Annotated in this window: 19 protein-coding genes; 12 read left to right on the forward strand and 7 right to left on the reverse strand. The window is 43.0% G+C overall.

Annotated features, from left to right (window positions below):
- The 4 genes from ACKTT2_RS04115 to ACKTT2_RS04130 form a co-directional block, all read right to left on the reverse strand.
- Positions 1 to 795: RpnC/YadD family protein (locus ACKTT2_RS04115; protein ID WP_407884263.1), on the reverse strand; the 795-nt coding region annotated here is incomplete at its 3' end.
- Between the two features lie 127 nt (positions 796 to 922).
- Positions 923 to 1,078 carry a hypothetical protein gene (locus tag ACKTT2_RS04120; protein WP_407884265.1) on the reverse strand — a complete coding sequence of 52 codons (156 nt, stop codon included), beginning with the start codon at positions 1,076 to 1,078 and terminating at the stop codon, positions 923 to 925.
- 19 nt (positions 1,079 to 1,097) lie between these two features.
- Positions 1,098 to 1,238, reverse strand: coding sequence for a hypothetical protein (locus ACKTT2_RS04125; protein ID WP_407884267.1), 141 nt, complete (start codon positions 1,236 to 1,238; stop codon positions 1,098 to 1,100).
- 13 nt (positions 1,239 to 1,251) lie between these two features.
- A complete protein-coding gene (locus ACKTT2_RS04130) occupies positions 1,252 to 2,139 on the reverse strand; it encodes a LysR family transcriptional regulator (RefSeq protein WP_407884269.1) in 888 nt (295 codons plus the stop codon).
- A 242-nt stretch (positions 2,140 to 2,381) separates the two neighbouring features.
- Here ACKTT2_RS04130 and ACKTT2_RS04135 point away from each other — a divergent pair, with 242 nt between their 5' ends.
- The 11 genes from ACKTT2_RS04135 (at position 2,382) to ACKTT2_RS04185 (ending at position 16,116) form a co-directional block, all read left to right on the forward strand.
- Complete coding sequence (locus ACKTT2_RS04135; protein ID WP_407884271.1) at positions 2,382 to 2,750, forward strand: nuclear transport factor 2 family protein; 369 nt, start codon at positions 2,382 to 2,384, stop codon at positions 2,748 to 2,750.
- A gap of 9 nt (positions 2,751 to 2,759) precedes the next feature.
- A complete protein-coding gene (locus ACKTT2_RS04140; protein WP_407884273.1) occupies positions 2,760 to 3,683 on the forward strand; it encodes an alpha/beta fold hydrolase in 924 nt (307 codons plus the stop codon).
- Positions 3,680 to 4,291, forward strand: a complete 612-nt coding sequence (locus ACKTT2_RS04145; protein WP_407884275.1) for a flavodoxin domain-containing protein — start codon at positions 3,680 to 3,682, stop codon at positions 4,289 to 4,291. Before ACKTT2_RS04140 ends, ACKTT2_RS04145 begins: the two co-directional genes overlap by 4 nt.
- A 137-nt stretch (positions 4,292 to 4,428) precedes the next feature.
- Entirely contained in the window at positions 4,429 to 5,136 is a 708-nt protein-coding gene (locus tag ACKTT2_RS04150) for an SDR family NAD(P)-dependent oxidoreductase (RefSeq protein WP_407884278.1), read from the forward strand.
- Positions 5,137 to 5,211: 75 nt separating this feature from the next.
- Positions 5,212 to 5,610, forward strand: a complete 399-nt coding sequence (locus ACKTT2_RS04155) for a nuclear transport factor 2 family protein (protein ID WP_407884280.1) — start codon at positions 5,212 to 5,214, stop codon at positions 5,608 to 5,610.
- 31 nt (positions 5,611 to 5,641) lie between these two features.
- Positions 5,642 to 6,376, forward strand: a complete 735-nt coding sequence (locus tag ACKTT2_RS04160; RefSeq protein ID WP_407884282.1) for an SDR family oxidoreductase — start codon at positions 5,642 to 5,644, stop codon at positions 6,374 to 6,376.
- Positions 6,377 to 6,485: 109 nt separating this feature from the next.
- Positions 6,486 to 9,146, forward strand: coding sequence for an MGH1-like glycoside hydrolase domain-containing protein (locus tag ACKTT2_RS04165; protein ID WP_407884284.1), 2,661 nt, complete (start codon positions 6,486 to 6,488; stop codon positions 9,144 to 9,146).
- A gap of 251 nt (positions 9,147 to 9,397) precedes the next feature.
- Entirely contained in the window at positions 9,398 to 10,756 is a 1,359-nt protein-coding gene (locus ACKTT2_RS04170; protein WP_407884287.1) for an efflux RND transporter periplasmic adaptor subunit, read from the forward strand.
- A gap of 62 nt (positions 10,757 to 10,818) precedes the next feature.
- Positions 10,819 to 13,995, forward strand: a complete 3,177-nt coding sequence (locus ACKTT2_RS04175; protein ID WP_407884289.1) for an efflux RND transporter permease subunit — start codon at positions 10,819 to 10,821, stop codon at positions 13,993 to 13,995.
- Positions 13,996 to 14,206: 211 nt separating this feature from the next.
- The gene (locus ACKTT2_RS04180; RefSeq protein WP_407884291.1) at positions 14,207 to 15,400 is read left to right on the forward strand and encodes an MFS transporter; all 1,194 of its coding nucleotides are present in this window, start codon (positions 14,207 to 14,209) and stop codon (positions 15,398 to 15,400) included.
- Between the two features lie 113 nt (positions 15,401 to 15,513).
- Positions 15,514 to 16,116, forward strand: coding sequence for a Uma2 family endonuclease (locus ACKTT2_RS04185; protein ID WP_407884293.1), 603 nt, complete (start codon positions 15,514 to 15,516; stop codon positions 16,114 to 16,116).
- A 26-nt stretch (positions 16,117 to 16,142) separates the two neighbouring features.
- On the opposite strand, the gene ACKTT2_RS04190 is transcribed toward ACKTT2_RS04185, so the two are convergent.
- The 3 genes from ACKTT2_RS04190 to ACKTT2_RS04200 form a co-directional block, all read right to left on the reverse strand.
- Positions 16,143 to 16,664 carry a hypothetical protein gene (locus tag ACKTT2_RS04190; RefSeq protein WP_407884295.1) on the reverse strand — a complete coding sequence of 174 codons (522 nt, stop codon included), beginning with the start codon at positions 16,662 to 16,664 and terminating at the stop codon, positions 16,143 to 16,145.
- A gap of 30 nt (positions 16,665 to 16,694) precedes the next feature.
- Positions 16,695 to 16,865 carry a hypothetical protein gene (locus ACKTT2_RS04195; RefSeq protein ID WP_407884297.1) on the reverse strand — a complete coding sequence of 57 codons (171 nt, stop codon included), beginning with the start codon at positions 16,863 to 16,865 and terminating at the stop codon, positions 16,695 to 16,697.
- Between the two features lie 153 nt (positions 16,866 to 17,018).
- Positions 17,019 to 17,342, reverse strand: a complete 324-nt coding sequence (locus ACKTT2_RS04200; protein WP_407884299.1) for a YnfA family protein — start codon at positions 17,340 to 17,342, stop codon at positions 17,019 to 17,021.
- A 498-nt stretch (positions 17,343 to 17,840) separates the two neighbouring features.
- Here ACKTT2_RS04200 and ACKTT2_RS04205 point away from each other — a divergent pair.
- Positions 17,841 to 18,745, forward strand: a 905-nt coding sequence (locus ACKTT2_RS04205) for a hypothetical protein (RefSeq protein ID WP_407884301.1), incomplete at its 3' end; no start/stop codon positions are given.

An 18,745-nucleotide genomic window follows, 5' to 3' on the forward strand; every position in this document is an offset into this window, starting at 1 on the left:
TAACTTCCCAAAACGCGCTAAAAGTAAGTTTTCCACAATTTCACGCCGCTCCTGCTCTTTCCCGATCTCCTTGCCGAGCTCTACTCCTCGAAGCTCAGTCTTTTGTTCCCATTCTAAGTAAGCTTGTGATAAGTTCATAACTAGTTCCCTTGCTTCAGCATCCATCTCGCCACTTACTTCTATACTAACTTTCCAAGTTGCCAGCAGCTTGACAATAGCAGAGCGTCTGTTGTCTTCTTTTGGCAAAGCCATAACTTCAGTAATTGCTTGTTGCTGAATCAGCCCTTTCCCTAAAATTCTTAACCAGAGAGTTTCTGGAGTTTGGGGTAACTTATCAATGGCAATAATTCCAGTTAAAAACACTTTTGAGGGAAAGTAAATACCGGGAAGCCAAGTTTCATCCTCAGTTGCCATCAATTTATTGAGCAACTTTTCCGAACAAGCTGTCGCAATAATCCACAATCTTGGGAGTTCATCAGTAGGAATTGTTTGTTCATCTCGATTGGCTTGACGGTGTAGTTCGGCTTCGAGATGAATTAACTTTCCCATACAACTGCGAATTTCTCTTTCTGTTGGTTGTTTGCGAAACGGTTCTAGTAAACAGGGTGTTGCTGCTATTCTTGCTAAGATACCCAGTGCTTGTGCAGCAGTTGTGACATCAGTTGATGGCGTAAACCAAATATCCACAAACCTTGGTTCCCCTGGGATTTCATAATTTATCCTCACCTCACCTAATGGCGATAAAAATTCTTCAAAATATTGCTTGGAAAATTGGTCAAATGGGTTTTTGGTCATTGAATTTGCGCCAGACTCTGTTAGCTTTTGCCAACTGATGATACCAGCGATTATTTACAAAAACTCGGCAATGAACCTAAATATAGAACATTACCGAGGTTATATTTATGGAATTCCTTTAATCAAACTATTCAAACCGCGCCAATAAATCCTCGCGTGACAAGCTCGAAAACTGCAAGAGCAAAAGAGCATACTCAGTTGCGGGTAAATTCAATATTGGCTGAATAATTGTCATTAACTCCGAGTCTAACTTCCCAAAACGCGCTAAAAGTAAGTTTTTCACAATTTCACGCCGCTCCTTTTCAGATTTTTTTAATTGTTGTAATAAGTTGAAGATTTTGCTGAAAGAGAAGTTCAAATAATTGTTGAGAAATATATCCGCGATGCTCCAAAGGAGCCGCTTCGCGAACGCCAAATAATTCTCCAAAGATATTTTTGGTCATTTCTGGTACTGGTTTATGCTGAATTCTCCCTAACGATTTGCAGGAAAGCTTGCACCAAGGGTGATGAATTACTCTTCTGCCATGCCATCGCCAATGCCACAAGTGGTGAGCTAGGCTGCAACTCTCGATAAATCACCCCCAATCGCTGAAACTGCTTCGCGGATTCTGGGAGGATTGCAATGCCGAAACCTGCTGCTACCAACCCAAGCAGCACCTGCATCTCATTGACCTCCTGCTTAATAATGGGACTGAAGTCTGCACTACGACATACTGCAATTACCTGGTCGAACAGCCCACAACCGCTATGGCGCTGTCCAATGATGAAGGCTTCGTTGGCAAGCGATCGCACCTTGACCTTAGCCTTTGCAGCTAAAGGATGTGCCTCTGGTAGAGCGAGGACTAAAGGCGCTTGAATGACGGTTTCAAGTCCTAAATCTTCAACCTGTCCTTGGAGTGGTGGCACCACAAACCCTGCATGAATCTGACCCTCGTGTAGTGCTTCAATCTGCTCATTAGTAGTCATGCCCAGCACAACCAACTCTACGTCAGAAAAGCGTTCTCGATAGGCTTTCAACGACATGGGAATTACATCATACGCTGAAGACCCTTCAAATGCAACTACTAGCTGTCCAATCGCTCCTTGATTTGCCCTTTTTACCCTATAAAGGCTCTGTTCAACCTGCTCTAAAATCCTATAGGCTTCTTCTACAAACAGATTGCCCACCTCAGTTAATTCCACGCGCCGACTCGTGCGCTCAAAAAGCTGTACGTCCAACTCTTGCTCGAGTTGACGGATTTGACGGGTCAGCGGAGGTTGCGCCATGTTGAGCCGTTTGGCTGCTCGTCCAAAATTTAACTCTTCTGCAACTGTTAGGAAATAGCGTAGCTGCCGAAGCTCCATGATTAAGACCGGATTATCAATACCTTAAAGGTATCATTGCTACTTAAAATTGATATGAAATGATTACATAACTCTACCTTTTGAATGATTTTTGCATTGAGTTGAATCCTTAATAATGTTTGTGTAAAGCAAAGAAGTACGTTCAACTCAAGGTATATTTGAATATAAATAAGAGTTGACTGCTAAATTTTCAAATCACAAATATAAAGAGTTTAGATCGGTAGTAGTGGAGTTAGCCACAAATGGATGCTCAATGGGTACATAATTACTTTAAAACGGTAGACACGCTAGATGCAGATGCAATTGTTGCTAACTTCACTGACGATAGTAAATTTCGGTTCAGCAATCAACCGCTCGCGATCGGCAAACAAGCTATTCACGATGCTCTCGCTCAATTCTTTGACACCATTCAAGCTATGCATCATGAAAAAACTGGACTCTGGCTGGGTGAAGACAGTAATTCAGCTGTTTGGGAAGCAGATGTTACATATACCCGCAAAAACGGAACTCAGGTGACACTACCATGCGCCAGTATCCTCCGTTCCCGCAACGACAAAATTTATGATTTCCGCATGAACATGGATATCTCTCCTGTTTACAAGAGCCAGTGAATATTTGAAATGACTCAAAATACCAACTTCGACCAAAAATTTAGTCATCATACAGCAATCGCCAATGACATCACCATTAATTACGCAATCGGCGGTAAGGGTGAACCCGTGCTGCTGTGGCATGGCTTCCTAGAAACCTGGTATTGCTGGCGAAAGGTGATGCCTGCCTTAGCAGAACGGTACACTGTTATTGCACCCGATATGCGGGGCTATGGGGATTCTGACAAACCAGAGCAAGGCTATGATGCGCGAACTTTAGCAGAAGATTTTCGGCAACTGATTCAACAACTTGGGTTTCACCAGATTCATCTTGTAGCTCACGATATGGGCGCACCCCCTGCATTGCTTTATGCAAGTGAATACCCTAACGAAGTCTTAAGCCTGACATATTTAGACGAGCCTGTACTACTTGAAGAACCCCTCCAGCAGATTTTCAAGTTTGCTCCTGAAACAATGCACAATGGCGGATTGTGGTGGTGGACATTTGCCCTTGCTCGAGATCTGCCAGAACAATTAATCGTCGGACATGAACGCGAGTTTCTCACCTACTTCTACAACACCTATTGCTACGATCCCAATTCCATCAACGATGCAGTTGAGGAATACTTGCGAACATTTGCAACACCTGGTGGAGTCAGCGGTGCATTGGGTGTGTATCGTGCTGTGTTTGAATCAATTCAGCAGACAAACCCATTGCTACAAAACAAAATTAAAATACCTGTATTGGCATTAGGTGGTGAGAAAAGTATGGGCGATCGCGTCAAAGCCATGCTTCAAAACGTTGCCGACAATGTGTACGGTGGTGTTGTCGAACGCTGCGGACACTTCATTCCCGATGAACGACCAGACGATCTTGTCGATCGGTTATTCACGTTTTTAGCTGACGTATCGAAATCAACGAGCGAAACTGCTGCATCAGGAGTAACACAATGACAAATGTGTTAATCGTTTACACAACATCGACGGGTAATACTCAACAAATGGCTCTTGCGATCGCAGCAGGAGCGCAATCGGTCGAGGGAACAATTGTCAGCCTCAAGGAAGCGCAGGAAGCCACAAAAGATGATGTGCGGGCTTGTGACGCTCTAATTATGGGATCGCCCATGCGGCATCGAACTGCTGACTCTCGCATCAAGAAATTCATTGAAGATGTGTGCGAACAGCTTTGGTTAACCGATGAAATGGTGGGTAAAGTTGGCGGTGTATTTACAGTTGGTGGTGGCTACGGCGACTGTGGTGCAGGCTGTGAACTGGCACAGCTTGGACTATTGGGCGCATTTGCAGCAGGTGGCATGATTCTGGTAACACTGCCGAAAACGACACCTGGTTTTCAAGTGGCGGGGATGCATTGGGGACCACACGGGCGATCGGGAGGGCCAGGCATGGAACCGATTGGTATTACAGAAGAGATGAAACTGGCTGGCTGGCATCACGGTGCAAATGTTGCCAGAGTTGCTGCAGAGTTACGAGGTAAGAATTTGCTTGCACTAGGGAATGTTGCACCCTCAAAAGAATTGTTAGAGCAATTTGCGAACGCTTAATTCTAATCAAAAATCAAGGAGAGTTTTTATGTCTTACGAAATGCTGGATGATTAACATGACCACCTAAGCTCCAGCGATCCGCATGAGTTAGACAGGAGTCATTGAGAATACGTTCATTGGAAATAGGAAAGTAAATATGGGAAAACTGGACGGAAAAACGGCTTTAATTTTAGGTGGAACGGGTGGCGTTGGAGAAGGGATTGTGCGGGCTTTCTTAAATGAAGGGGCGACGGTGGTTGTGCCATCTCGAAGTGACGATCGCCTGCAACAGTTGACAGATCGGTTAGAAGGGTCTGCCACTGAACGTCTAATCGAGATTGTGGGGGATATGTCTGATACAGAACCCGCAGAAGAACTGCGACAGCAGATTCTTAGTAAAGTGGGGCAATTAGATGCTGTTGTTGCCTCCCTCAACGGTCGCTGGAACGAAGATATTCCACTTGTCAAAACATCGTTAGACGATTGGCGACGAATGATGGACAGCAATTTAACCGCCCATTTCATTGCGGCAAAAACGTTTCTACCCGTGCTCGAAAGCGGTAGTAGCTATACTTTGATTGGTGGAGGTGCGGCACTGAAAGCAATACCCAATTATGGTCTAGTTTGTATTCCAGCCGCAGCAGAAGTGATGCTGACGCAAGTGCTGGTTGAGGAAATGAAAGGTAGCGGTGTCCGAATTAATGAGGTAATTCTCAATAGTTACATAGTTACTCGCGAGCGGGATGGAGAAGGACATCCAGAATGGATTAAGGCGGATGAGGTTGGTCGCTACACTGCTTGGTTAGCTTCTAATGAAGCCAGTATGGTGAGCGGCACTATTATTCAGCTAAATGAACATCCCTAACAATATTAGGAGGTAAATATTTATGGTGATGATTCTGAAACAAGCGAGAATTAAGCAATAAAAGGGAAGTAGTAGATGAGAACCAATAAGCTCAGAATCAATCAGCTTTCACAAGAGACTTACAAGTGGTATCTCACCTATTTAGAGGCTATAGATACTAGAGATGTTGAAACCTATAGCCGATTTTTAGCAGAGGATTGCCAGATGCAGTCCAATAATAATCCTCCAGTTCAAGGCAAAGCAGCGATCGTCCAATTTCTTGCAGATTACTGGAAAACATTCGCTAGCTTAGAACACGACTTACTCAATATTTACGGCAGTGATTCAGCTTTTGTTCTAGAAGCGTTAAATCATTACAAGCGTAATGATGGCAAGGATGTCACACTCAAGGCAGTTGCGTTCACCGATCGCAACGAAGCAGGATTTGTCACTTCCGTTCGATTCTACACGGATACAGCAGAACTTTTTGCATAACAAAATTTGTTCGTAACCCAGGAAAGCAATCATGAAAGAATTAGCAAACAAAGTGGCGATCGTGACAGGTGGTTCGGGTGGCATTGGGTCTGCCATTTGTGAACGATTGGCAGAAGAAGGCGCGAAGGTTGTGGTTCACTATGGCGGTCACGCCGATTCTGCCAATGAAGTTGTCAGCAAAATAAAAAACAACGGTAGCGATGCGATCGCAATTCATGCCAACCTTAGTAATGGCGATGAAGTGACCCAGCTATTTGAAACAACTCAACAACACTATGGCGGACTGGATATTGTGGTAAACGTAGCAGGCACAGGAGCAGTTGGAACAATCTCCGAAATTGACGAAGCTGCTTTTGATAAGGTATTCGGCTTAAACGCAAAGGGTGCATTCTTCTGCATGAAGGAAGCGGCACAAAGATTGAACAACAATGGACGAATTGTAAATATTTCTAGCGGTTTAGTGGTGCGTCCAATGCCCGGATTTAGCCTATACTGTGGTAGTAAAGCAGCAGTTGAGTTGATGGGTAAAGTGCTGGCAATGGAATTGGGCGATCGCGGTATTACCGTCAACACTGTTTCTCCCGGACCAACAGAAACTGAAATGTTCTCTCACTCTGGCGACGATCCACAAGCCGCTGCTGCCCAATCGCCTTTCAATCGCTTGGGACAACCTGAAGACATTGCTGATGTGGTTGCTTTCGTTGTTAGTGAAAAATGCCGTTGGATTACAGGACATACCTTTCAGGCAGGTGGTGGTTATGTGTAATGAAAGCTTTAAGACTCACTTTTGCTACCTAAGAGGGATTTATTAATACCTCTTTCTCGACACACTTTACCTAAGTTTACATTTGGTTTTAATAAACTGGTATTTACCCATGAGCCAGAAAGACAACCTTGATGCTGAGTCTTTACGCCTTGAGGAGGATGCGCGGCGCGAGAAAAACTGGAAACGCTGGGGTCCCTACTTAGCAGAACGACAGTGGGGAACTGTGCGTGAAGACTACTCAACAGATGGATCTTCCTGGGACTACTTCCCCCACGACCACGCAAACAGTCGAGCTTATCGCTGGGGAGAGGATGGGCTTTTGGGAATATGCGATCGCGAAGGGCGTTTGTGTTTTGCTCTTGCACTTTGGAACGGACAAGACCCCATTCTCAAAGAGCGTCTTTTTGGCTTAACCAATAGTGAAGGAAACCATGGGGAAGACGTTAAAGAATATTACTTTTATCTAGACTCAAGTCCAACCCACTCCTATTTAAAAGCATTGTACAAGTATCCACAGACAGAGTTTCCTTATACACGCCTAGTAGAAGAGAACCGCAACCGAAGCAAAGACCTAGGAGAGTTTGAACTCGTTGATACTGGAATTTTTGAGGAAGGTAAATACTTTGATGTATTTGCAGAGTATGCAAAAGCCTCTCCCAACGACATATTAATCAAAATTACAGTTGCTAATCGAGGTTCAGAAACCGCCGAACTTCATCTTTTACCCACAATTTGGTTTAAGAACAGTTGGTCTTGGGGTCGCACGGGTGAGAGTTACTGGTCAAAACCCTGTATTGAATATAAAAAAGACGGACAGCTTTTGCTTTCCCATGAAACATTAAGTAAGTTTTCTTTTATTGCCGAACCACTTCCAGGACAGGATACACCCCATTTTCTATTTACTGAAAACGAGACTAATTTAAAAAAACTATTTGGTGTAGAAAACTCCACTCCCTACGTTAAAGATGCTTTTCACGAATATATTGTGCATGGGCAGAGTGATGCTGTTAATCCCAAGATGATTGGAACCAAAGCAGCAGTAAACTATCGCTTGAAAGTTCCAGCCCAAGGGGAAGTAACAGTGAGATTACGCTTGTTTGCTGAAGAAGAAGCCCCAAAAAATCCTTTTGGGCAAAACTTCGAGCAAATATTTCAACAGCGTATTTATGAAACAGAAGAATTTTACAAAAATCGTGTTTCACATGAACTTTCTGAACATGAAAACCTAGTCACGCGACAAGCTTATGCCGGGTTGCTTTGGTCTAAACAGTTTTATCATTACGGTATTAAAGACTGGCTTGAAGGAGATCCTTCACAACCACCACCTCAAAGAAATGGAGAGGTTCGCAATACTGATTGGAGTCACCTTTACAACCGCGATGTGATTTCCATGCCTGATAAATGGGAGTATCCCTGGTATGGAACTTGGGATGTTGCTTTCCACCTCGTTGCTTTTGCCAAACTCGACCCAGATTTTGCCAAGCAGCAGCTGATTTTATTTTTACGTGAGTGGTATATGCATCCCAATGGACAACTACCAGCTTACGAGTTTGACTTTTCCGACACAAATCCACCTGTTATCCCTTGGGCTTGTTGGCACCTCTATAAAATAACGGCTGCAAATGGGACTAGGGACAGAGTGTTTCTCGCTCGTGTCTTTCAAAAACTGTTACTAAATTTTACTTGGTGGGTGAATCGTAAAGACGTTGCAGGAAAAAACATCTTTGCGGGTGGTTTTTTGGGAATGGACAATGTAGGTGTTTTTGACCGTTCCAAACCTTTGCCTACTGGAGGCGACCTTCAGCAAGCAGATGGTACTGCTTGGATGGCATTTTACTGCGTGACTATGCTAGCAATGGCATTAGAACTAGCCGATGAAGACCCAGCCTATGAAGATATTGCTTCTAAATTTTTTGAACATTTCATGGCGATCGCTGAGGCAACTAATACTATCGGCGGAACTGGGCTTTGGGATGAAGAAGATAGCTTTTATTATGATTGGTTAGCAGTAGATGGCAAATATATGCCTTTGAAAGTACGCTCTCTTGTAGGAATTGTTATCTTACTGGCCGTAGAAACTTTGGATTTTCAGGTTATTCAAAATTTACCAGGGTTTAAGAAACGAATGCACTGGTTTTTGGAAAACCGCCAAAGTATTACTGAGTATATCTCCTGCATGAAGAAAGCAAAAGCAACTAATCATCTTCTGCTAGCAATTTCTACAAGAGAACGTTTGCAACAAGTGCTACAATATTTGCTTGATGAAAACGAATTTCTCTCTCCCTACGGTATCCGCTCCCTATCCCGCTTTCATCTCGAACATCCTTACGTTTTTCCTATCGACGATCGAGAGTACCGTGTTGAGTATCTTCCTGGAGAATCAAATAGTAGCTTATTTGGTGGTAACTCTAATTGGCGCGGACCAATTTGGTTTCCCCTTAATTATCTACTTGTGGAAGCTCTAGACCGTTACTACCAATTTTATGGCGATGATTTATTAGTTGAATGCCCCACTGGTTCCGGACAAAAGATGAATTTGGGACAAGTAGCACGAGAAATTTCTCGGCGCTTAACCAGTATTTTCCTTCCCGATCCGCGAGGATATTGTCCTTGGCAAGGGAAAAATCAATATTTTTCTGTAGATCCTTCCTGGCGAAACCTCATTCTTTTTCACGAGTACTTTTGTGGTGATAAGGGTTGTGGTTTGGGTGCAAGCCATCAAACTGGTTGGACAGCATTGATTGTTAGATTATTAGGGGATAGAGGGTAGGAAGTAGGGAGTATAGCAAGATTAGAATATCTTCCGCAAGAACTGAAAAGACAATAGGCTAACTTTTTAGGTAAGCTAGCAGTATCATTATTCTTTGGATAGATAAGAGAACTGGAGAGAAGCAAGTATATTTGGGGAGGTAGAAATATCATAATTTACTCATATAATATCATCCAAAAGTCATAATTTTTTAGATTAGGATAAAAATCCTACTAGCTTCCAGTTAGTTTCTCCTTAGGTGTCTGTAAGTCATGAATTTCCCTGAGCCTCAAACTCATTTTGAAGACAATCTTCCAGAGCGAACCTCAGAAGAGCCACCCCGTAAACAGCGCCGGTGGCTTTGGTTGTTGATAGCCCTAACCGTACTATTAGGGGGCGGCTATGCACTTTGGCGTTTCCTTGCTCCCGTACAACCACAACCTTCACCTGCTAGCGCTCAGCCACCTGGGGTAAGAGTTAAGATATCTACGGTGCAAACAGGTATAATAGAAGATAGTTCGGAATTCGTTGCTAATTTGGAATCGCGTCGGTCGGTGAATCTTCAACCAAGAATTCAGGGGCAAGTCGCTCAAATATTTGTTAGGTCGGGAGATACAGTAGCAGCAGGAGACCCAATTATCCAAGTCGATGCTAGAGAACAACAGGCATCAGTGAATAGTGTGGCAGCATCAGCAGGGGTGGCGCGATCGCAATTGGAAAATGCGCGTGCAACTCTTCAATCCCTACAAGCAGAGAGTTTATCAAACCAATCTGATGTGAAATTGAACCAGCGAGAATACGATCGCTATGCTAGCTTAGCTGCAGAAGGAGCAGAATCTCGACAAGTACGAGATCAGTATGCAAACAGGTTAGAAACAGCACAGGCAAAACTCCGTGCTACGGAAGCGAGGATCAAAGCACAAGAAGCTAGCATTATTCAATCAGAAAAATCTTTACAGCAAGCTCAAGCAAATATCAATCAACAGCAAGTTCAACTTCAGTACTACAAGATCGCTGCTCCTTTTCCTGGAACAGTTGGAGATATACCTGTCAAAGTAGGTGATTTTGTCAATACATCTACACAACTAGCAACAATTACTCAAAACCAACCTTTAGAATTAAACGTTTATGTACCAATTGAGCGGGGACCGCAATTGCGTAAAGGAACCCCCATAGAGGTCATGGACGCACAAGGCAAAAGTTTAGGAATGAGTCGGGTATTTTTCATTTCACCAAGTGCGAACAACAATACCCAGGCAGTCCTTATTAAAGCCCTTTACGACAACACGAGAAATCAACTGAGGGCAGACCAATTTGCCCGCGTCAGAGTTATCTGGAACCAGCGCCCTGGAGTTTTAGTACCAACAACAGCAGTCACTCGAGTCGCAGGAGAAACCTTTGTCTATGTAGCTCAAACACCACCACCATCGCCATCACCGTCACCATCCCCATCTCCTCAACCCGCTCAAGGAGGAGGATTTCAACTTGTAGCTCGGCAAAAGCGAGTGAAGCTGGGCAATATCAAAGGTAATAATTACCAAGTTCTTGAAGGATTACAGCCAGGAGACAGAATCATTGTCTCAGGGCTACTCAATCTGAGAGATGGAGCACCCATTATTCCTGAATCTTGATATTAGGGACTGGGGATTGGGGACTGGCGAACCAATACCCAATCGCCAATCCCCAATACTTTATGTTCGTTGACTTCTTTATCAAGCGACCTGTATTTACCAGCGTTTGCGCTGTCCTTATCTTATTGGTGGGAGCAATTAGTATTCCCACTCTACCCACCGCGCAGTATCCAGAAATTAGCCCAGTTCAAATAAACGTTTCCGCCAACTATGTCGGTGCTAATGCTGACGTTGTAGAAAATACCGTAACAACTCTTTTAGAAAGGGAAATTAACGGTGTTGAGGGCATGAAATACATGACCTCTAACAGTAATAGTACTGGCAACAGTACAATCACAGTTACATTTGATGCATCACGTAATAAAGATATTGCAGCAGTTGACGTACAAAATCGGGTGTCGCTGGCTGAACCTCAGTTACCAGAGGCAGTACAGCGAACTGGGGTCAGCGTTAGCAAACAATCCAACAATATCTTGTTAGCGATCGGACTGTACAGCAAAAAGAACGAGTATAATAACGTTTTCTTAAGCAACTACGCTGACCTCTACCTAGTAGATGCCCTACAAAGAATTAACGGTGTGAGTGAAGCTCGAATTTTTGGGGAACGCCGTTATGCAATGCGTCTGTGGTTAGACCCCGACCGCCTTGCAAGTCGCAGTCTCACCGCCCAAGATGTGGTTGATGCTCTCAACGAGCAAAACATACAGGTAGGTGCTGGACAAATTGGTCAGCAACCTGCTCCAGAAAGCCAAATGTATCAGGTAGACCTACAGGCGCTGAGCCGATTCAAGGAACCATCCGAATTTGAGGACATGGTGATTAAATCCGGTCAGGATGGTACGCTTGTTAAGCTCAAAGACGTAGGTCGGGCCGAATTAGGAGCAGAGAACTACAACACATTCCTCCGATTTAGAGGTCAAGAAGGTGTTGGGATTGGGATATTTCCAATTCCAGGCAGCAACGCTTTGACTGTTGCCAAGGCTGTCAAAGCAGAAATGGCTCGACTGGCTCTGGATTTTCCACCAGGAATGACATATCAAGTTGCATTTGATACGACATCATTTGTGGAAGAATCACTAGCAGAAGTTGTCAAGACATTGTTTGAAGCAGTTATCCTCGTTGTCTTAGTCATTTTTCTTTTCTTACAAGATTGGCGAACCACGATCATTCCGATTATTACCATTCCTCTAGCATTGATTGGTACCTTTGCCTTTATTAAAGTTTTTAATTTCTCCATCAATACCTTGACCCTATTTGGTTTAACCCTGGCAACAGGTATGGTAGTCGATGATGCGATCGTTGTAGTAGAAGATATTGCCCGTCTCATTCAAGAAGAAGAGATGTCGCCACGCCAAGCTGCATCATCGGCAATGCACGAACTCTTTGGAGCAGTAATCGCCACTTCTCTAGTATTGATGGCTGTGTTTGTGCCAGTCGCGTTCTTCCCTGGTTCAACAGGTCAAATTTACAAACAATTTGCTTTAACAATAGCCTTTTCGATCGCAATATCTACCTTCCTTGCCATTACCCTCACTCCTTCTTTAGCTGGTTTGTTATTACGTCCCCAACAAAGACAGGGTGGTATTTTTGGCTGGTTCTTTGGTATAATTAACAGATTTCTTGATGCTACGACAAGAGGATATGCTTGGGTACTCAAGCGCCTTGTCTACCTAAAAGCGATCGTTTTACTGCTATTTGTTCTGTCTTTGGGGTTTACAGGATGGCTTTATACTCGCGTACCTACAGCGTTTATTCCTGAAGAAGACCAAGGATATTTTATTACTATTATCCAAGGGCCACAAGGAGTTTCGCTAAATTACACGAGCAAAGTGATGCGTCAGGTAGAAGAGGAAATTCTCAAACTACCAGAAGTTGTAGGTACTTTTGCCATAGGTGGTTTTGGTTTTACTGGTAGCACTGTCAACAATGGTGTGATTTTTACAACTCTGAAACCTTGGGATGAGCGGACTCAACCAGGTCAGTCAGCACAAGGAATTATTGGTAATTTATTTGGAAAGCTATCCACAATTACAGAAGCGAGGGTATTACCAGTTAACCCACCTGCTATCCAAGGTCTGGGTAACTTCAGTGGGTTTGAATTCCAACTACAAGACAGAAAAGGCACCAGTGGCTTGGATACTATGGTACAAGTCATGGGTCAGTTACTCGGTCGAGGAAATCAAACTCCAGGGTTACAGGCTGTCTTTAGTACCTTTGCAGCAGATACGCCTCAACTTTTGATTGAAGTAGACCGCAGTAAAGCTAAAGCTCTACAAGTCGATGTTGATGAAATCTTTAACACTCTACAAAGTTATTTAGGTTCGCGCTACGTCAACGATTTCAACTATCTTCAGCGCACATACCGAGTTTACGTCCAAGCAGATGCTCAATTTCGATCCAACCCACAAGATATTGGTCGTTTGTATGTCCGTTCTACCAACGACCAAATGGTTCCTCTCAGTAATTTAGTGAAAATAACTTCTGCAACTGGAGCACAAACCATTAACCATTACAACTTATTCCGCTCGATAGCAATTAACGGTGCTGCAGCACCCGGTTTCAGTTCCGGACAGGCTATTCAAGCAATGGAAGGACTGGCAAAACAAATTTTACCAGCAGGTTTTGGTTACGAATGGTCGGGAAGTGCTCTAGAAGAGTTACAATCTGGAGGTCAAGCACCGCTCATTTTTGGTTTGGGGTTGGTCTTTGTCTTCTTAGTACTAGCTGCTCAGTACGAGAACTACATCGATCCGTTGATTATCATGCTCTCAGTTCCTCTAGCTGTTTTAGGAGCGCTAGCAGCACAGTCCCTACGAGGTTTGCCTAATGATATATACTGCCAAGTAGGTTTAGTAATGTTAATTGGTTTAGCAAGTAAGAACGCCATTTTGATTGTGGAGTTTGCTAACCAACTACGCTCTGAAGGATATTCAGTGACTAAAGCAGCGATAAGAGCATCAGAACAACGTTTGCGACCTATTCTCATGACAACGTTTGCTTTTATTTTGGGTGTTTGGCCATTGCTATTTCCAGAAGGTGCGGGGGCGGCTAGTAGGCGCTCGCTCGGTACAGCGATCGTTGGTGGAACATTAGTCTCAACTTTCTTAAGTTTGTTTATTGTGCCAATCCTTTATATCGTAATTGGCAACATTCGCGATCGCTTTATGCCACGCCGTCCTTCACTACAGTTAGAAGCGGCTTCAGAAGATGGTCGAGTTCCTTATGAAACCCGTAACTAAAGATGGGCAATAGAAGGGGCAAGAGTAAAATTCTTGCCCCTTCTATTGCCATTTTTAAAGTAGTTCGCTGAGAAGCTGTTGACAATTTAACTTCCATACTGTATCTAAGTAGCTCCTATGATATGAGCCTCTTGCCCACACATATTATACGATTTAAAAGAGTCTGACCCAGTCCACTACTAAAGCTCTTTAGATTTGAGAAAACAAATTCATGCAACCAGCCAGCCTAGACAGCCAACCAGAATCACCCAAACCATTTTTCTTAGACACAAATTTTCAAATTGTTTGTGCAGTTTCTCTCATAGCAGTACTTGGAGTTGCTAGCATCACCCCGGCTTTTCCTAAACTAGCCCTAGCCTTAAACGTTGAACCCAAAAATCTGGGATTATTAGTCACGGCATTTACATTTCCTACTGTTATTCTAGGTCCTTTTATTGGTGTTCTAGCCGATCGCATGGGGAGGAAAAAAATCATTGTTCCTTCTCTGTTTTTATTTGGTCTTGCAGGTACGGCTTGTGCGTTAGCTCGCGATTTTAACCTTTTGCTTTTCCTAAGATTCCTGCAAGGAATAGGCGCTGCTTCTTTAATGTCTCTCAGTATTACCTTAATTGGCGATCTATACGCAGCAGGCAGACGCACAACAGCAATGGGTTACAATGCTAGCGTCACTAGTATTGGTACAGCCTGTTATCCGACGGTCGGTGGTTTGCTAGCAACTTTTGGTTGGTACTACCCCTTTTTATTGCCCATAGTCGCAATTCCAATTGGGTTACTGGTCTTATTTGTCTTAAAAAATCCAGAGCCTCAAGGAGAAAGAAACCTAAAAGAGTATTTGAAAAATGCTCTACAAGCTTTAAAAAATAGAAAATTGGCTGGATTATTTATTGGTAGTGCTGCTAACTTTATTCTTCTCTACGGAGCGTACATAACTTATCTACCTCAACTGATTAGTCAAACGTTTAAAGCGCCTGCAGCAACAATTGGATTATTATTATCGAGCGTTTCCGTTGCCATTACAATTACATCATCGCAATTAGGAAGGTTGTCAAGAAAATATCATTCTACAACCTTAATTAGAGCATCTTTCATTTTATATGCTTTAGCAATGTTGACTGTTCCTCTGGTAACAAATCTTTGGTTGCTCCTAATTCCTACAACAATTTTTGGCATTGGCTTAGGGATTGGTGCTCCTAGTATACAAACTCGTTTAACTGAAGTTGCACCAAAACAATATTTAGCTACAATTTTATCTGTCAACGGCACATTTTTTGGATTGGGGCAAACCCTCGGACCACTACTGATGCTCGTAGCTTTTGGTATCGGAGGTATTAATAGCGTGTTTTATGCAGGGGCAGGATTTGCAATATTAATCCTTGTTGTGTTTAAGTATTGCACTTGCTTATAAACCAATTGAACTTGAAATTGGTTATACTAATTCTGTATGCTTAATGCACGATCCCGATTGGACTTAAGAACCGCATATACTTGCATAACGAATAACAAAACGAGGGACAAAGAATGATGACGCTATTAATTCAAACCCAAAGCGTCCCCTTAAAGGTTAATCTTCCTTCTATCAAATCAATGACCGTTGAACAGTTCTACGAATTCTGTCAAGCCAATCGCGATTTAAGAATTGAGCGTACTGTCACCGGGGAAGCGATCGTTATGCCACCAGCCTTTTCAGATACAGGCAACCGCAACTTCAAGATTGCTGTACAACTGGGGAACTGGGCAGAACAAGATGGAACAGGCGAGTCTTTTGACTCCAGTGCAGGCTTTACCCTGCCCAATGGCGCAACTCGCTCCCCTGATGCCTCGTGGATTAAACTAGAGCGATGGAATGCCCTCAGTGAGGAACAAAAAGCTTCATTTGCTCCGATTTGTCCAGATTTCACGCTCGAGTTACGTTCTAAGAGCGATTCTCTCAATGAATTGCAATCCAAAATGCAGGAATATATTGACAATGGTGCATCATTAGGATGGTTAATCGATCGCAAAAACCGTAAAGTCTACATCTATCGCCCCAATCGAGAACCTGAAATCTTGGATAATCCCGAAACAGTGAGCGGCGAAGCAGTGCTACCAGGATTCGTCTTACGTATGGCAAAAATCTGGTGATAGATGTTATTATCTCTCAGTGTTACCTATGCTGAAATTTGTGCTAAAAAATTAACTTGATATATAACTTGTTCGCGTACCGATTTTGCAGCTGTAGCAGCGGTTGTTTCCCAATCGGAATTAACAAATAAAACTTTAAGCAAGGACTGCAACACTTGGGAATTAGAAATAAATTCTTCCCCGTATAAATCATCTTGTTGTAACACAGCTTGAATATGGGCAGTAGTTTCAGGATTTAAATGTAGTAATCGTTCTTTAATACAATTTCTAGCAGTTTGGCAAGCTGCCTTAGTGCCAACACCTAAAGTCCATGCTTCAATCATTAACCTAACTTCTCGATTAAGCGATATACGGAATGTAGTTAAACGACCTAATAGGGTAGGGTTTAGCATTAATTCAATTTGAGCATTACCCCAATCTAAGCCCACACTAATATTGTCTAATTCAGATTCAGTAGCAGCAGCTTGTTGTAGCCACCGATCGTCAAATAGCAAATCAATTGGATCTGAATCTACAAAATTGTTGTAATTTTTATCTTGCTCGCTCATACTTTTACTTTTTAAGTATATTCCTTATCGCTACAAACCAAATTCAAAATAAATCAAATTATCATAGTCTTCATCCGGACCTAAATCAAACATACCTTGATTCTCATAAAATTCTTCTGTATGTTTAGTTCCTAGTGGGACAACACAAGCTTCAACAGGTGAATTATCATTACCTTGAGTTAAGCGAACTATTTTCTGCACGTAGACCGTTTTCTGTATTTTTAACTACGATTTTATCAACTTTTTTCAGAAAAAACCTGATATAACGCGAGTTTTGACAAAAAATCGATTGTCGAAATAGAGGCGATCGCAGCAAGACTTGCAGTAGAGAAGTTTATCTCTCAAGTTTGATTTCTAGTGTCGAGGCGCGTACATGATAACTAAGACACCTAGAAGCGCGATCCATCCTCCCAACCAATCGTATCGATCGGGAGCAACGCCATCGACTATCCAACCCCATAGAATCGACAGTACAATGAAAACGCCACCATAGGCAGCATAGGCACGTCCAAAACTGACAGGTTGTAGCGTTGGCAAGATACCATAAATCGTCAGAATAATTATTCCAAAGATGCCTAAAGTCGGGCTTTTTCCTTCGCGCAGCCACAGCCAGAATAAATAGCCGCCACCAATTTCACATAGTCCACCCAGCAGAAAAAGCAATAAGGATTTAATCATTAGTTTTTGAATGGATTGCTTAGCGTTACAGATTCAGAGAGCGTCAAAGCTACCTCATTTTCTTCGCCCGTGCGAATTCGAACTGCTCTGCTAACTTGTAGAACAAACAATTTACCATCCTCTATTATTCCGGTTTTAGCTTTTGCAAGGATGCAAATGCACAGACATTATAACTAAATTTGCAACCTATTGTGGAAAAATTCTAAGTCATACCAATTCCTTAAATCTTTGAGACAAAAGCGCTCCCCCCTAGCCCCCCTTAATAAGGGGGGTTGGGGGGATCGTATGCAGCAATCATTTGGTGATGGTATCACTCACTTTTAGCAAGATAAGAACATTTTTCGCAAGAATATGAAAGACAACAGGATTGGTCATTTGTCAATTTTTTGATGTTAAGGAGGAAAAACACCATTTACATATAATTTAGGACATACCAAAACTTAAAATGTTAAATTGAATTTTGATACTGCTGTTAAGAAAGTAGGAGGCTAGCTCATTATGGTTAAGTCTTATACATTACAGCCAAAAAAGACAGAACAGAGCGATCGCCTTTCTCAAGATTTGCTCTTTTATCTAGTTACTTCCATCCTCCTACACGCCATCCTATTATTTGGCGTCAATTATTGGTTGCAAGTTTCTAAGCCCAGTCGAGAAAAAGAACGTTCCCGACCCATTCCAATAGAATTTCTTGAAGTTCCTTCCGAACCAGCAAAGACACCTCCAGAAACATCAAAACGAGCCGCTAGAGATTCTGTTAACGGTGGCAAAGTTAAACAGAAAAGCTCAATTTCTGTTACAAAGTCGCCATCACCAGCAGAATCCAAAACTCCTGGTGTTCGCCCTCAAACCTTATCTGAATCAAAACCAGCAACAGTATCGCCATCACAACAACCAATTCAACAACCAGCTACATCGCCAAATTCATCATCCCAACAAACACAATCTCAACCATTAAAAACGGGAACACCTCCTGTCACGCAACCAACAGAACCTAAAATCGAGCGAAAGGAAGTTCCCGCCAATACTTCCCCAGAACCCCAACTTCCACAAATAGAGGAAACTCCATCTGTTGTACCACCAATGCCCGAACAGCAGCCTCTCAAAACTCCTCCCGATACCACAGCATTAACCAACAAACTTAGACAATCAACCGTTGCGCGTCGCGTGAGGACAGTACCCACACCCGAACCTCAGCCACTACAAACACCAGTTGACACCACAGCATTAACCAACAAACTCAGACAATCAACCGTTGCGCGTCGCGTGAGGACAGTACCCACACCCGAACCTCAGCCACTACAAACACCAGTTGACACCACAGCATTAACCAACAAACTCAAACAACCAATTGCGCGTCGCGTGAGAACGTTACCAACACTCAAACCTCAGCCACTACAAACACC

The sequence above is a fragment of the Scytonema hankhaensis NUACC26 genome, assembly GCF_045865695.1.
GTDB lineage: Bacteria > Cyanobacteriota > Cyanobacteriia > Cyanobacteriales > Nostocaceae > Scytonema.

Coding starts and splice junctions, on each gene's coding strand:
- ACKTT2_RS04125 (WP_407884267.1), bottom strand. CDS start 1,238: ATGACCAAAAATATCTTTGGAGAATTATTTGGCGTTCGCGAAGCGGCT.
- ACKTT2_RS04130 (WP_407884269.1), bottom strand. CDS start 2,139: ATGGAGCTTCGGCAGCTACGCTATTTCCTAACAGTTGCAGAAGAGTTA.
- ACKTT2_RS04135 (WP_407884271.1), top strand. CDS start 2,382: ATGGATGCTCAATGGGTACATAATTACTTTAAAACGGTAGACACGCTA.
- ACKTT2_RS04140 (WP_407884273.1), top strand. CDS start 2,760: ATGACTCAAAATACCAACTTCGACCAAAAATTTAGTCATCATACAGCA.
- ACKTT2_RS04145 (WP_407884275.1), top strand. CDS start 3,680: ATGACAAATGTGTTAATCGTTTACACAACATCGACGGGTAATACTCAA.
- ACKTT2_RS04150 (WP_407884278.1), top strand. CDS start 4,429: ATGGGAAAACTGGACGGAAAAACGGCTTTAATTTTAGGTGGAACGGGT.
- ACKTT2_RS04155 (WP_407884280.1), top strand. CDS start 5,212: ATGAGAACCAATAAGCTCAGAATCAATCAGCTTTCACAAGAGACTTAC.
- ACKTT2_RS04160 (WP_407884282.1), top strand. CDS start 5,642: ATGAAAGAATTAGCAAACAAAGTGGCGATCGTGACAGGTGGTTCGGGT.
- ACKTT2_RS04165 (WP_407884284.1), top strand. CDS start 6,486: ATGAGCCAGAAAGACAACCTTGATGCTGAGTCTTTACGCCTTGAGGAG.
- ACKTT2_RS04170 (WP_407884287.1), top strand. CDS start 9,398: ATGAATTTCCCTGAGCCTCAAACTCATTTTGAAGACAATCTTCCAGAG.
- ACKTT2_RS04175 (WP_407884289.1), top strand. CDS start 10,819: ATGTTCGTTGACTTCTTTATCAAGCGACCTGTATTTACCAGCGTTTGC.
- ACKTT2_RS04180 (WP_407884291.1), top strand. CDS start 14,207: ATGCAACCAGCCAGCCTAGACAGCCAACCAGAATCACCCAAACCATTT.
- ACKTT2_RS04185 (WP_407884293.1), top strand. CDS start 15,514: ATGATGACGCTATTAATTCAAACCCAAAGCGTCCCCTTAAAGGTTAAT.
- ACKTT2_RS04190 (WP_407884295.1), bottom strand. CDS start 16,664: ATGAGCGAGCAAGATAAAAATTACAACAATTTTGTAGATTCAGATCCA.
- ACKTT2_RS04200 (WP_407884299.1), bottom strand. CDS start 17,342: ATGATTAAATCCTTATTGCTTTTTCTGCTGGGTGGACTATGTGAAATT.